This window comes from Actinoplanes subtropicus (assembly GCF_000721705.1).
In the GTDB taxonomy this organism is placed as follows: domain Bacteria; phylum Actinomycetota; class Actinomycetes; order Mycobacteriales; family Micromonosporaceae; genus Actinoplanes; species Actinoplanes subtropicus.
Map to the genome: position 1 here is coordinate 224,248 of NZ_JOJL01000026.1, position 13,158 is coordinate 237,405.

Genomic DNA, 13,158 nt, shown 5'->3' on the forward strand with positions numbered 1-13,158 from the left:
GGGGCGTCACACCCTCCGGTACCGCGCCTGGGCGAAGCAGTAGACGCCGAACGCGGCGATGCCGAGCCCGATCAACGCCAGCAGCCACACTCCCCACGGCTGCCCGGCCAGCGTCTTCAGCGCGGCATCGAGGCCCCGGGCCTTGTTCGGGTCGAAGGTGACGGCCGCGATGAACACCAGAACCCCGGCGATGGCGTACGCGACACCCTTGGCGACGTAGCCGGCCATACCCAGACGGGTCGTCGACTTGCGGACCGAGGGCGTCATCTGCTGCGTGTTGAGGCGCTTGAGGAACGTCTTCTTCCACCCGTACAGGAAAATGCCGATGCCGACGCCGATCACCACGAGCCCGACGAACCCGACCAGCCAGCGGCCGCCCGAGTGCGCCATGATCGTCGCCGACTTGCTCTGCTGGTTCTGCGCCATCGACGCGTTCGCCCCGTTGAGGATCTTGAAGGCGTAGAAGGCCAGCCAGAGGTAGAGGAGCGCGCGGACGCCGGAGATCACCCGCTCGGCGATGGCGGTCCTGGTGCGGGGGCCGCTCTCGCCGATCGCCGCCGCGAAGGCCTGCCAGACGGCGAGGCCGATCATGCCGATCCCGATCAGGACCAGCAACACTTTGCCGACACCGTTGCCGGCCAGCGTCTTCAGGGCGCCGGACTGGTCGCTCTCCTGGCCGGAGCCGCGGAAGGCGACCTGGAAGGCGACCCAGGCGAACAGCAGGTGGATGATGCCGTAGCCGACGAAGCCGGCGCGGGCCACGTACTCCAGCGGCTTGCTGTCGGCCGCTCGGGAGGCCGTGTACTTGACATGAGACGTGGCGGAAGACATGCCCCTCAATTGACCCGTGCCGACGTCAGACAAACCTTTCGACCCTAGAGTTGAGGCCGTGAGCGACTACGAGGTGCGCGACAACGCCGAGAATCACCGCTTCGAGCTGCTGGTCGACGGCGAGGCGGCCGGGCTTGCCATGTATCGGCATCGCGGCGAGGACACCGTTGTGGTCACGCACAGCGAGGTGAAGCCGGCCTTCCGCGGGCGGGGGATCGGCAATGAGCTGGCGCAGCGGACGCTGGAGTTGATTCGCTCCCGCGGGCAGCGGGTCGTGCCGATCTGCCCGTTCTTCGCCCGCTACGTCGAGGAGCACCCGGAGTACGACGACATCATCGCCTCCTGACGGTCGCCGGACGCCGAGCGGCGCGGGCGTCAGGCTGCGAGCGGGGCGGGGATCGGGCCGCCGGCGATGAGTTCGGCGGCGGCCAGGCCGCAGGCTCTCGTGGCGCCGTGGGTGGCGATGTGTACGCCGCCCAGGATGGTAACCGGGACGCCCATCTCGACGACGATCGCGTCCGGGCGTGCCTCGAGCACCCGGGCCAGCGCCGTTGCCAGCCACGGGTGCCGGTGCACGTCCCGGGCGACCAGCACGAGGGCACGGCCCTCCGCGCCGGCCAGCACCGGGGCCGCCGGGTCGGCGAGACCTTCGAGGTCGTCGGCCGTCAGTCGCACCGAGGTGGTGCCGGGGAGCAGGTCGTCCAGGGGGGCGCCGACGCCCCACGGGGTCTCCGCGCCGATCGCGATGTTGCGCGGCGCGACGAACTCGACCACATGAGCGGGGCGGCTGATCGGCAGCGAGGTGGCGCCCTCCGACCTGGTCACCTTGACCGCGCGCCGCGCCGCCTCGAAGCCCACCGCCGAGCCGGCCGCCTCGTCCAGCGCCGCGCCGGCCGGCGCCGGGGGGACCGCCGCCAGCTCGACGGCCGGGCGGGCCGCGTTCGCGATCGCCCGGGCGCCGGTCTGAGTCTGGGCGCGGGTTGACCGCGCGCCGAGTTCCCGGACCCGGGCCGCCGCCTCGGCCAGGCGGTCCTCGGCGAGGTCGCCCTCGCGGACCGCGGCGACGATCGCGTCGCGGAGGACGGTTGCGGTCTGTTCGTCGGCGTGGTCGCCGCCTACGCAGATCGCGTCCACGCCGGCGGCCAGCGCTCGGACCGTGGCGCCGGCCAGGCCGTACTTTCGGCGTACGCCCTGCATCTCGATGCCGTCGGTGACGATCAGGCCGGCGAAGCCCAGCTCCTCGCGGAGCAGCTCGGTCATGATCTTCCGGCTCAGGGTGGCGGGCAGCTTGTCGTCGTAGGCGGGGACCAGCAGGTGGCCGGTCATCACGACGCGGACGCCGGCCCGGATCGCCGCACGAAAGGGCAGCAGCTCGCAGGCGTCCAGCGCGGCCCGGTCCCGGGCGATCAGCGGCACGTCGTGGTGCGAGTCCACACTGGTGTCGCCGTGGCCGGGGAAGTGCTTGGCGCACGCGGCGACACCCGCCTCCTGCAGGCCGCGGACGAAGGCGGCCGAGTGGCGCGCGACCAGGTGCGGCTCGGCCCCGAACGCCCGTACGCCGATGACGGGGTTGTCGGGGTTGCTGTTGACGTCGGCGTCCGGGGCGTAGTCCAGCGTGATGCCCGCCGCGGCCAGGTCGGCACCCAGGTCGCGGGCCACCGCCTCGGTCAGCTCCGGGTCGTCGATCGCGCCGAGCGCCAGGTTGCCGGGGCGGGAGCTGCCGTGCCGCGACTCGAAGCGGGTGACGTCGCCGGCCTCCTCGTCGATCGCGACGATCACGTCCGGCCGCTCGGCGCGCAGCTGGGCGGTGAGCGCGGCCACCTGGGCGGGCGACTCGACGTTGCGGGCGAACAGCGCGACGCCGCCGAGACCCTCGGCCAGCCATCGGCGGACCCAGTCCGGCGCGGTCGTGCCGACGAAGCCTGGCTGGAGCACCGTCGCGGCCAGCTCCGGCAGATCGTGGTTGGGCATGGGCCCCCGTACCTCCGGTGACGTCTTTCGCACGCTCGTGGGAGCGCGCCCCGTCGTTGTGCCGATACATGGTCACACCCGGCGGCCGATTTAGTCAACAAACCTTCCTATTAGTTGGGCCTCGGTACCATGCGTGCGTGCCGTACCCCATCGCCGCGACCTCGGGCGTCGACTGGTCGCAGATTCACGCCGTACGCCTGCTCGGGGTGGCTCTTGCCGTCCTGTTCCTGCTGTGGGCGATCCGCCGGATGTTCGGCGGCAAGAAATAGCTGTTTGCCCTTCACATCCATGGGGCATCATGGCCGCGCCATGATGCCCTCCCTGTATGGACCACGCCTGCGCAAGGTCGCCCGCCGCCACTTCGGGTGGCCCTCCTTGCGCCCGGGCCAGTTCCGGCCCATGCGCGCCGCGCTACGCCGCCGGGATGCGCTCGTCATCCTGCCGACCGGGGCCGGCAAGTCGGCCATCTACCAGGTGCCGGCGGTGCTGCTGCCGGGGCCGACGATCGTGATCTCGCCGCTGCTCGCCCTGCAGCAGGACCAGATCGCCCAGCTGAACGACCGCGGTGACCCGCTGCTGCGGGCGGTGCGGGTCAGCTCCGCCGAGACGCCCAAGCAGCAGCAGGCGGCACTGGAGGAGATCCGCGCCGGCCGGGCCAAGTTCCTCTTCATCACGCCCGAGCAACTCAGCGACCCGGCGCGGCTGGCCGAGATCAAGGCGCTCAGGCCGGGGCTGGTCGCCGTCGACGAGGCGCACTGCATCTCCGCGTGGGGGCACGACTTCCGGCCGGACTACCTGGCCCTCGGCGACCTGATCAAGGAGATGGGCCGGCCGCCGGTGCTGGCGCTGACCGCGACGGCCTCGCCGCCGGTGCGCGAGGACATCATCGCGCGGCTTCACCTGCGCCGGCCGGAGATCCACGTCTCGGGGCTGGACCGGCCAAATCTCTTCCTCGAGGTGGCCTACTGCCCGGACGAGGCGTACCGCTGGCGGCGGCTCACCACGCTGATCGACTCGCTGGAGCGGCCCGGGATCATCTACGTCGCGACTCGGCGGGCGGCCGAGGAACTGTCCGAGCGGCTGGCGTCGGCCGGGTACAACGCGTCGTTCTACCACGGCGGGCTGGCCGGCGGGCCGCGCGAGCAGCGGCAGGAGGCCTTCGCTGCGGACAAGGTGGACATCATGGTGGCCACCTCGGCGTTCGGCATGGGCATCGACAAGGCGAACATCCGGTGGGTGGCGCACGTGGCGCTGCCCGACTCGCCGGACAGCTACTTCCAGGAGATCGGCCGCGCCGGGCGGGACGGCGAACCGGCGCACGCGATGCTGCTGTGGCGGGCCGAGGACGAGGCGATCCGGCGCTTCTTCACCGGCGGCGCGCCGGACGAGACCGAACTGCGGGAGCTGGCCGCGGCGTTGCGGTCCGGGCCGATGACCAAGTCGGCGTTGAAGGACAAGACGGGACTCGGACCGCGCAAGCTCGGCGCGTACCTCAATCTCCTGGAATTGGCCGGCGCGGCGGTGCCCGGTGCGAGGAACAAGATGACGGTTCCGCTCTTCGCACCCCTTCCGGCCGCCGCGGCCAAGGCTGCGATCAAGGAGTACGAGCGGCAGCAGGTGGTCGACCGCTCCCGGACCGACATGATGCGCGGCTTCGCGGAATCCCGGGGGTGCCGCAGTCAGCTGCTGCTCGCCTACTTCGGCGAGAAGTCGGCGAAGCCGTGCGGCCACTGCGACAACTGCGTCAACGGGGTGGCCGAGCGCCGGCCGGCCGCGGGCGAACCGTTCGCGGTGCACAGCAAGGTGCGGCACCACGAGTGGGGCCTCGGCATGGTGATGGGCTACGCCGAGGACCGGATGACGGTGCTCTTCGACGACGTCGGCTACAAGACCCTGTCGGTGCCGGTGGTGGTCCGGAACCGGCTGCTCACCGCGGGCTGAGGAGCCGGATTCGCTCCGCCAAATGGTGGATTTGGCGGATTCGTCGGCGTGCGATGCTGCGCCTGTGCTGGTGTCCGGTCCGTTCGGTCCCCTGGCGCGGGGTTCGTTGCTGGCCCGGCGCGCACCACGCCCGGTCACCTCGCCCGTCTTCGGGGACGGTCCCGGCACGCCATGGCTCGACTACACGAATGACCAGCTGAGGTCGGGCTGCGTCGTGCTGCTCGACGTCTCCGGGAGCTCGGCGCGGCCGCTCGGTGTGCTGCCGCCGGGCGAGTTCGGGCAGCTGGGGCAGCTGCCACCGGGGCGGGACCGGGTGGCCGTGGCGGAGGTTCCGCTGGCGGAGTTGCGGGCGGCGACCGGCGATGCGGGGCTGGTGCGGCTGTTGACGGTCGCCCGCGTCACGCTGGTGGTCTGGTACGTCGACCTCCTTGACTTCACGACCCTGGCCCGCAGGCTGCCTCGCTATCGGACGGTCGTGCTGGACGGCAACGCGGTCGCGATCCCGGACGAGCCGAGCCGGATGGTCAGCGCCGTGCCACCGGCGCCGCGTTCCGCCGGGCACTGCTTCCGGCCGGTCGTCCCCTTTATGGGGTAATCCACCCGGAGCAACCCTTTGCCCGCAAACACCATGCTTGGCGGCATCCGCGGCGCCTAGCGTCGGACCGTGATGCGACCACTGAACTCAACGGCGTGGGCGGCGCTGGCGTTACTCGCCGTCGCGGCTGCGCCCGTCACACCGGGTGCGCCGCCGCCGGGCGCGGCGAGCGGAGCGGCCGGCGCCGGGCTGCGGCTCGAGGTCGACGAGCGGGGCAAGCTCTCCCGGTCGATCGCGGCGGTGACGAGCGACGGGGCCGCGGGCGGCAAGCTCACGGTGCACAAGCCGGCCGGCGCCACGGTGCGTAGGGCCTTCATGGCGATCGCCTCGACCGGGTACACCGGAACGCCGCTGACCGATCCGATCACGGTGGACGGCAAGCAGGTGGCGATGATGAACGAGGTCGCCACCGGGATCGGGTCGTACAACTACTTCACCGAGATCACCGACCTGGTCCGTACGAAGATCGACAAGGCGCCGGCCGGCGGGGTGTCCTTCGTCGTCGCCGAGCCGCAGCCCGACCTGGTCGACGGCGAGATCGTCGTGGTGATCCTCAACGACCCCGCGGTGCGCGCCGACCGGAGCGTGTCGATCCTGTACGGCGCGACCGGCCCGGCCGGCGACGAGTACCAGGTCAGCCTCGCCGCGCCGATCGACAAGTCGGACCCGGACACCCGGCTGGAGCTGTCGCTGGGCATCTCGTACTCGTTCCAGTCCGGCGGCGCCCGGCAGGACAGCACGGTGGAGGTGGACGGCAAACGGCTGACCGGTACGGCCGGCGGCGCGGACGATGGCGCGCCGCACGACGGCGCGCTGATCACCGCCGGCGGCGAAGGCGACTCCGCCGACCACGAGCTCTACGACCTCAAGCCGTTCGTCGCCGACGGGGACCGGAGCATCGCGGTGCGGACCGCGAACCCGTCGCACGACGACAACCTCCTGCTCGCCACGCTGACGACGAGCCCGCCGGTCACCGGGGTCACCACCGGGAGCGGGACCGGCACCGCGTACGTCGGGGTCGGCGACTCGGCCACCACCGGCTTCTCGATACCGGCCTGCCAGGAGGACCGGGTGGCCGCGGCGTACGGCTGCGTCGGCGACCCGCCGGTCATGCCCTACCCGGAGCGGATCGCCAAGGCCGACGGCCGGTACGCCGACGAGCACCGGGCCGTGATCTGGGGCTACACCCTGCACGAGGCGGTCGCCGACGCGAACGCCGGGAGCAACGCCAAGGGCTCGTGGACCCCGCAACTGCTGCAGGCCGAGCACGCGACCAGGCTGGTGACGGTCTCGCTCGGGGCGGAGGACATGCGGTGGTCCGATGTCACCTACTGGTTCGCGCAGTGCGCGGCCTTCGCGTCTGCGTCTTCCGGGGCCGAGCCGTCCTGCCAGGACGTCGCCCGCAAACGCGCCGAATCGATGCGGCCGGAGGTGCGGGCCATGATGAGCCGGCTCGACGTGGCCAAGCGTAACGGCGCGACCGTGGCGATCGTGCAGTATTACAACCCGTACAACACGAGCGACTGCACCCCGCTGTCGGCGATCGAGCAGATCGTCACCGGGCAGCTCAACCGGGTGCTCGGCGAGGAGGCGGCCAAGCACGGCTTCCTGGTGGTGCCGCCGGCCCCGAAGTTCGCCGGGCACGGCGCAGGTGCCAAGGACAGCTATGTGTTCGGCTCGGACTGCGACGTCGCGGGCGTGCCGAGCGCGGCCGCCTTCAACCTCGGTTGGCCGCCCTCGTTCGACACCCCCACCGGCCGGGCGTTCGACCCGTACCCCAACGACAAGGGCGCCCAGGCTCAGGCCGACCAGATCCTCGGCCGGCTCCACGCGGGGGTCGACAAATGAAACGCCGCATCGCGCTGACCGTGGGCGGGACCGTGGCGGCCGTGTCGATCGGCTTCGCCACCTGGCACAGCGCGGTCTTCGCCGGCACCTCGCATCGCGCGCCCGCGGCGCCGGCCGCCGAACCCTCGATCGCGAACGGCGTGGCCACCTTCCAGCGCACCGCCCGGCTGGCCGACGTGGCGTCGGCGTGCACGGCGACGGCGAACGCGGAGAGTCCCGGCGCGGTCGTCCTCCGGCAGGGCCTCGACGACGCGCACGTGTCGGTGACCCTGTCCGTGCCCTGCGCGATCCAACTCGCGGCCGGCGGGTTCTCGCTGCGCGACGTACGCCTGTCCTCCAGGACGCTGAACATCTCGGACAGCGCCTTCGGCCAAGGACAGAACACCATTTCCCTGTACGGCGTGAGCCTCACCGGAAGCAGCGACGCGGGGCTGCTCGTCGCCCTCTCCGACCCGGCCGGCCGGGTGACGATCAACGGCGGCTCGCTGCGCTACCCGGCGGGCATCGCGGTGCAGGCGCGTGGCGACCGCTCCACGGTGCTTCTCAGCCACACCACGCTGAGCGCGCGCGGGCCCGGCTCGGCCGGCATCGCCGTGACGGCGTCCACGAAACACGGCGTCATCACCGGCACCCAGCCGAAGCTGGACGCGGACGCGATCGGCTTCGTCGCCGACCACTGCGCCATCACCTTGGGCGACCGTGCGATCGACTGCGGGGCGGCGCGCCTCGCCGGCGATCTCCAGGCCCAGCTCGCCACGCCATAGCCGGGGCGCTGGTACTTTGCGTCTCGCCGGCCGCGAGTCGGTGATCTCCGACGAGGTCGGGGTAGTAGAGAACCAGCCGACCGGGCCTCGTGCCACCGATTTATCGAGAATTGCCGATTTGTTGAGAATTGCCGATTTGTCGAGAATTGAGGACGATGTCGTGACCGACGAACCGCTGTACTCGAAGCTGGGCTTCACCGACGCCGAGTGGGGGCTGCTGGTCGGCCTGCCGCAGTCGGTGCTGACCGCCGCCAGCGCCGCCACCCCCGACAGCGCCCGCAAGACCCGGGCCGAGAACGAGGCCGGCCGCGACGAGATCGCCGACGCGCGCGTCTCGCCGAGCCCGCTGGTGGCGGCCGTCGCCGGGGCGCTGCTCGCCGAGGTGGGCGACCCCGAGCTGGGCGAGGAGGCGCCGGTGATCGAGCCGGCCGATCCGATCGCGTACGCGCAGGACGTGCTCCAGCGCGCCGCCGAGGCGAACGCCCTGCTCACCGCGAAGGCCGAGCAGGCAGACGCGGAGACCTACAAGCACTGGCTCATCGAGATCGCCGAGAGCGTGGTCGGCGCCGCATCGACCGGCGGAGTCCTGGGCATCGGCGGCGAGCAGGTCACCGACTCGGAACGCGAGTTCCGCGACGGGCTGGCCAAGGCCCTCGCCGACTGACCATGCTGGTGAGGTGAGCGTCGACGAGTATGCGCAGGCTCGGCCGGCGGTACCGCTGCGGCCGTTCGTCGCGTTCTACTCCGGGTATCGGCAGGACGGGGTCGCCCCGGCCCGGCATCGCGGCCTGCCCTCGCCGTACCTGACGCTGATCTTCACGATGGACGACCCGCTCGAGGTGGCGGCGCATCCCGACCCGCGCCAGCCGCCCGGCCGCTACGACGCCCTGATCGGTGGCCTGCACCTCACCCCGGCGCTGATCACCCACCCGGGCCGGCAGTCCGGGGTGCAGGTGGCGCTGCGGCCGCTCGGCTGCCGGGCGCTCTTCGGGATGCCGGCCGCAGAAGTGGCCTTCGCCGACCTGCGGGCGGCGGACGTGCTCGGCGCGCTGATGGTCGACGAGGTCCGCGACCGGCTGCGCGGCGCGCCTGACTGGCGGTCCCGCTTCGCCGCCCTCGACGGCGTGCTGCTGCGGCACCTGCGGCCGCGCGGCTTCGAGGCGGCGCCCGAGGTCGTGCACGCCTGCCGCCGCCTGCTCGACGAGGCGACCCCGGTCGCGGCGGTCGCCCGCGAGGTCGGGTGGAGCGCCCGCTACCTGACCGACCGGTTCCGGGCCGAGGTGGGACTGCGCCCGAAGGAGGCCGCCCGGGTGGCCCGCTTCGATCGCGCCCGGCGGCAGTTGCACGCGGCCACCCGCCTGGCCGACCTGGCCGCGGCGCACGGTTTTTCCGACCAATCCCATCTCGCACGCGAGTTCCATGCCTTCGCCGGCTGCACCCCCACCGGCTGGCTCACCGACGAGTTCACGTTGATCGAAAACCTGCCCGAGGCGTAGTTCGGTTTTGTCCAAGCCGCGGCCGACCCCGGCGGGCGACGATCGGGTCATGACCGATGCGAAGACACCGCCACCGCAGGTGTGGCCCACGCTGCGGGCGACCGACGCCCGCGCTCTGATCAAGTTTCTGGTGGAGGCGTTCGGCTTCGAGGAGACCGTCGTCTACGGCGAGGGCGACCGGGTCGACCACGCCCAGTTGAGCTGGCCCCTCGGCGGCGGCATCATGCTCGGCTCGGCGAACCGCGGCCCCGACGACCAGTGGTCCCTCCCACCCGGCACGTTCGGCGCCTACGTGGTGGCCGACGACATCGACGCCCTCCACGACCGAGCCGCCAAGGCCGGCGCCGAGATCATCCGGGCGCCGGAGACGACCGATTACGGCTCGCACGGGTTCACCGCCCGCGACCCGGAGGGCAACCTGTGGTCCTTCGGCACCTACCGAGGCGAACCACGCGCGGAGACGTGAGCACGGAGAAGCGCGCCGAGACGCCGTCGCTCGCGCGGGCGCGGCGATGCGGGCAGGCACGGCGCGAGGGCAGGCACGGCGCGAGGGCAGGCACGGCGCGCGGCGTGCCGGCGGGTGGCCCGCTTCGGACGGGCACGGCGCGGGCACGGCGACGCGGGCGCGCACGGCGCGGGCACGGCGACGCGGGCCAGCACGGCGACGCGGGCAGGCACGGCGCGAGGGCAGGCACGGCGACGCGGGCCGGCACGGCGCGGGCACGGCGACGCGGGCCGGCACGGCGACGCGGGCGGGCCGGGTCAGATGTTGTTCAAGGGCTGGGAACGGTCGGCGGGGCGGGACTGCGGAGTAGAGCCAGGGTGCGCGCTGCGGCGGCGATGATGGCGGCTGTGGCCAGCGCCGTCGCGGCATCGGCGAGGAGGGGGCCGTCCAGGGGGTTGACGCCGGCGGCGGACTCGATCACCGACAGCGCGCAGAGGGTGGCGTAGCCGGCGACGGCCAGGGCGACGGTGTGCAGGCGGGAGCGTTCGGGGAGCGGGGTGCGGGCGAGCAGCCAGGCCAGCAACGGCAGGGCCAGGACGCCGTGCATGGGGACGAAGTGGGCCGGTTTCCAGTGGGCGCCGACGGCGTAGGCGGCCGCCTGGTTGCCGTGGTAGATGTCCAGGACGGCGGTTACCACCATCACGGCGCCGATCAGCAGGGCGACGTCGAGGGACAGCAGGCCGGAGCGGAGGGCCAGGCGCATCGACGGGGGCACGGTGGGCATCGGGCGCCAGGACGCGAGGGTCAGGGCGGCGATCACCAGGAGGAGGACGCCGCCGCCGGCGGCCAGGACGCGGGAGACGGCGGTGTCGAAGCTGGTCTCCATGTTGAAGTGCGACGGGACCCGGCGCCAGGCCTGGACGGTGATCAGGGATACCTCGATTACGCAGGCCGCGGCGAAGACGGTGAGCAGCAGGCGGCGGGTGCGTTCGCGCAGCGGGAGGTAGGAGCCGACCCAGGCGATGGTGATCAGGGTCAGGCCGAAGGAGAGGCCGAACGTTGCCGGCTTGCGCCAGGAAACCGGCCCCTCCCAGGTGTCGCCCGAGGCGATCAGGACGGCCACGTGGAACAGGCCACTCGCGATCAGCACCGCGCCGATCAGATAGCAGGCTCGCTCGATGGCCCGCGCGCCGGGGACGGTCGCGGCCGGCGGCCCCAATGCCATCGGACTTGGGGCCGCTGCCGAGGCCGCGCCCGCGGCAGGTGACAAGGCCGTGGTGGAAGGGGTGGTGGAAGGGGTGGTGTTGGTGAGCATGAGAGGGATTTTTCCAAAGGCGCGTCAAGAACACGTCGGCCAGAAGATGTACTCCGGTCTACGTCGCTGGTACTACGAGCGGCTCAGCAGACCCTGCTCGAAAGCGGCGGCGACGGCCGCCGCGCGGTCGCGGACGCCCAGTTTCGCGTACGCGTGCAGGAGGTGGGTCTTGACCGTCGCCTCGCTGATGTAGAGCAGCGACGCCGCCTCCCGGTTGCTGTTGCCGCGGGCGATCAGCGTGAGCACCGCGATCTCGCGGGCGCTGAGCGGCTCCTTGGCCGGCGACCGCAGCGTGCCCATCAGGCGGCCGGCCACGGCGGGCGACAGCACCGACTCCCCGCGGTACGCCGCGGTGACCGCCCGGAACAGTTCCTCCCGCGGCGTGTCCTTGAGCAGGTAACCGGTCGCGCCCGCCTTGATCGCCGGCAGCACGTCGCGGTCGGTGTCGTACGTGGTCAGCACCAGCACCCGGGCCGTCGACCCCTGGTCGCGCAGCGCCCGGATCGTGGTGACCCCGTCCATCTCGGGCATGCGCAGGTCCATCAGCACCACGTCCGGCGACACCGACCGGGCCACCGCCAGCGCCTCCCGGCCGTTGCCCGCCTCGCCCAGCACCGTGAACCGGTCGTCACCGGCGAACATGCCCCGCAAGCCGTCCCGCACGACCGGGTGGTCGTCGACGATCAGCAGCCCGATCACGCCGTCGCCCCCAGCCCGAGGGCCGGCACGCAGGCCGAGATCGCCGTCCCGGCGCCGGGCTCGGACTCGACCGACAGCGTCCCGGCGATGCGCAGCACCCGTTCCCGCATGGCCGCGAGCCCGTAGGACGACTCCTTCGGCGGCTGGGCCGGGTCGAAGCCGGTGCCGTCGTCCCGCACGTCCAGCGTGACCACATCCTCCATATACGACAAAGTCAGGAAAACTCGGGCGGCGGCCGCGTGGCGGGAAACATTGGCGAGGGCTTCCTGCGCCGTACGCAACAGGGTGGTTTCGATTTCCGGAAGTAACGGTCTCGGCGCGCCCGTGGTGATCAGCGAGGCCGGGACGCCGTGCAGGCCCGACCAGGTGGCGACGACCTCCTCCAGCGCCTCCGGCAGGGCCGACGAGTCGAGCGGCTGCGGCCGCAGCGCCTGCACCGAGCGCCGCGCCTCGGCCAGGCTCTCCCGGGCCAGCTTCTTCGCCGCCTCGACGTGCCGCTGCGCGATGCCGGGCGTCGCCGACGCCGCCTCCAACTGGGTCACGATGCCGGTCAGCCCTTGGGCGAGCACGTCGTGGATCTCCCCCGCCATCCGCTGCCGCTCGTCGTGCACCCCGGCCTCGCGGGCCTGCACCAGCAACTGGGCGTGCAGGCCCGCGTTCTCGGTCAGCGCCGCCTCGAGCTTCCGGTTCGCCTCGGCCAGCTGGCGGATCATCTCGGCGCGCCTCGCGGTCTGCTCGTCGTTCATCGTGGTCAGCATCGTCATCGAGCCGGCGATCGTGATGTTGAACAGCAGCAGGATGCCGAAGTAGCCCCACGCCCCCCGATATATCAGCGCGGGAAAACCTCCGGCCTGGGAGAGCGCGGTGGCCACCGCCACCGAACTGGCGCCGGCCAGGCGGGTGAGACGACCATGCAGCGCGTACGCGACGAAGAGGTACCCGGTCCAGGCGAAGAACCCGAACAGCGGGCTGCACCAGATCAGCAGGTAGATCAGCGCCATCAGCCCGAGGAAGAAGGTCGCCATCTTGCGGCGGTCGCCCGCCCACCCGGGGTGCAGCGTCGTCCACCAGAGCATCCACGCGGCGGTGAGCACCACCGACGCCCCGATGACCGGCCAGGGCCGGTGCGGCAGGTCGGCGATGTCCGCGATCGGAACGATGAGCGTCGAACACACCAGAGCGCCGTACGGCACCCAGGCCAGCCACCGGTCGAGCCGCCGCCGCGACGGTTCCACCACGGTCACATCCGACAT

Annotated in this window: 14 protein-coding genes; 9 read left to right on the forward strand and 5 right to left on the reverse strand. The window is 72.2% G+C overall.

Annotation, left to right across the window (positions count from 1 at the left end; translation table 11 throughout):
* Window positions 1–6 precede the first annotated feature (6 nt).
* Window positions 7–831, reverse strand: a complete 825-nt coding sequence (locus tag IH26_RS0133255) for a DUF1206 domain-containing protein (protein WP_030440223.1) — start codon at window positions 829–831, stop codon at window positions 7–9.
* 58 nt (window positions 832–889) lie between these two features.
* Here IH26_RS0133255 and IH26_RS0133260 point away from each other — a divergent pair, with 58 nt between their 5' ends.
* Entirely contained in the window at window positions 890–1,177 is a 288-nt protein-coding gene (locus IH26_RS0133260) for a GNAT family N-acetyltransferase (protein WP_030440224.1), read from the forward strand.
* A gap of 29 nt (window positions 1,178–1,206) precedes the next feature.
* Here the strand turns inward: IH26_RS0133260 and IH26_RS0133265 are convergent, their stop codons facing one another.
* A complete protein-coding gene (locus IH26_RS0133265) occupies window positions 1,207–2,802 on the reverse strand; it encodes a glycoside hydrolase family 3 protein (RefSeq protein ID WP_030440225.1) in 1,596 nt (531 codons plus the stop codon).
* A gap of 137 nt (window positions 2,803–2,939) precedes the next feature.
* Between IH26_RS0133265 and IH26_RS64045 the strand changes: the two genes are divergently transcribed.
* The 8 genes from IH26_RS64045 (at window position 2,940) to IH26_RS0133305 (ending at window position 9,912) form a co-directional block, all read left to right on the forward strand.
* Window positions 2,940–3,071, forward strand: coding sequence for a hypothetical protein (locus IH26_RS64045; protein WP_281179808.1), 132 nt, complete (start codon window positions 2,940–2,942; stop codon window positions 3,069–3,071).
* A gap of 40 nt (window positions 3,072–3,111) precedes the next feature.
* Entirely contained in the window at window positions 3,112–4,743 is a 1,632-nt protein-coding gene (locus tag IH26_RS0133275) for a RecQ family ATP-dependent DNA helicase (RefSeq protein WP_030440226.1), read from the forward strand.
* Window positions 4,744–4,807: 64 nt separating this feature from the next.
* The gene (locus tag IH26_RS0133280; protein ID WP_030440227.1) at window positions 4,808–5,338 is read left to right on the forward strand and encodes a hypothetical protein; all 531 of its coding nucleotides are present in this window, start codon (window positions 4,808–4,810) and stop codon (window positions 5,336–5,338) included.
* 69 nt (window positions 5,339–5,407) lie between these two features.
* Window positions 5,408–7,186 carry an SGNH/GDSL hydrolase family protein gene (locus tag IH26_RS56345; protein WP_157437511.1) on the forward strand — a complete coding sequence of 593 codons (1,779 nt, stop codon included), beginning with the start codon at window positions 5,408–5,410 and terminating at the stop codon, window positions 7,184–7,186.
* Window positions 7,183–7,950, forward strand: coding sequence for a hypothetical protein (locus tag IH26_RS0133290; protein WP_030440229.1), 768 nt, complete (start codon window positions 7,183–7,185; stop codon window positions 7,948–7,950). Before IH26_RS56345 ends, IH26_RS0133290 begins: the two co-directional genes overlap by 4 nt.
* A gap of 160 nt (window positions 7,951–8,110) precedes the next feature.
* Window positions 8,111–8,614, forward strand: a complete 504-nt coding sequence (locus IH26_RS0133295) for a hypothetical protein (protein WP_030440230.1) — start codon at window positions 8,111–8,113, stop codon at window positions 8,612–8,614.
* Window positions 8,615–8,627: 13 nt separating this feature from the next.
* A complete protein-coding gene (locus IH26_RS0133300) occupies window positions 8,628–9,446 on the forward strand; it encodes a helix-turn-helix domain-containing protein (RefSeq protein WP_030440231.1) in 819 nt (272 codons plus the stop codon).
* 49 nt (window positions 9,447–9,495) lie between these two features.
* On the forward strand, window positions 9,496–9,912 hold the full coding sequence (locus IH26_RS0133305) for a VOC family protein (protein WP_030440232.1): 417 nt from the start codon (window positions 9,496–9,498) through the stop codon (window positions 9,910–9,912).
* Window positions 9,913–10,219: 307 nt separating this feature from the next.
* Here the strand turns inward: IH26_RS0133305 and IH26_RS0133310 are convergent, their stop codons facing one another.
* The 3 genes from IH26_RS0133310 to IH26_RS0133320 form a co-directional block, all read right to left on the reverse strand.
* The gene (locus IH26_RS0133310) at window positions 10,220–11,206 is read right to left on the reverse strand and encodes a hypothetical protein (RefSeq protein WP_157437512.1); all 987 of its coding nucleotides are present in this window, start codon (window positions 11,204–11,206) and stop codon (window positions 10,220–10,222) included.
* A gap of 72 nt (window positions 11,207–11,278) precedes the next feature.
* On the reverse strand, window positions 11,279–11,905 hold the full coding sequence (locus IH26_RS0133315) for a response regulator (RefSeq protein WP_030440234.1): 627 nt from the start codon (window positions 11,903–11,905) through the stop codon (window positions 11,279–11,281).
* Window positions 11,902–13,158, reverse strand: coding sequence for a sensor histidine kinase (locus IH26_RS0133320; RefSeq protein ID WP_245665740.1), 1,257 nt, complete (start codon window positions 13,156–13,158; stop codon window positions 11,902–11,904). Before IH26_RS0133320 ends, IH26_RS0133315 begins: the two co-directional genes overlap by 4 nt.

Excerpts from the sequence above, each read along its gene's own strand:
- IH26_RS0133310 (WP_157437512.1), bottom strand. The coding sequence starts at position 11,206 with ATGCTCACCAACACCACCCCTTCCACCACCCCTTCCACCACGGCCTTG.
- IH26_RS0133255 (WP_030440223.1), bottom strand. The coding sequence starts at position 831 with ATGTCTTCCGCCACGTCTCATGTCAAGTACACGGCCTCCCGAGCGGCC.
- IH26_RS0133275 (WP_030440226.1), top strand. The coding sequence starts at position 3,112 with ATGATGCCCTCCCTGTATGGACCACGCCTGCGCAAGGTCGCCCGCCGC.
- IH26_RS0133305 (WP_030440232.1), top strand. The coding sequence starts at position 9,496 with ATGACCGATGCGAAGACACCGCCACCGCAGGTGTGGCCCACGCTGCGG.
- IH26_RS0133320 (WP_245665740.1), bottom strand. The coding sequence starts at position 13,158 with ATGTCGGATGTGACCGTGGTGGAACCGTCGCGGCGGCGGCTCGACCGG.
- IH26_RS0133290 (WP_030440229.1), top strand. The coding sequence starts at position 7,183 with ATGAAACGCCGCATCGCGCTGACCGTGGGCGGGACCGTGGCGGCCGTG.
- IH26_RS0133265 (WP_030440225.1), bottom strand. The coding sequence starts at position 2,802 with ATGCCCAACCACGATCTGCCGGAGCTGGCCGCGACGGTGCTCCAGCCA.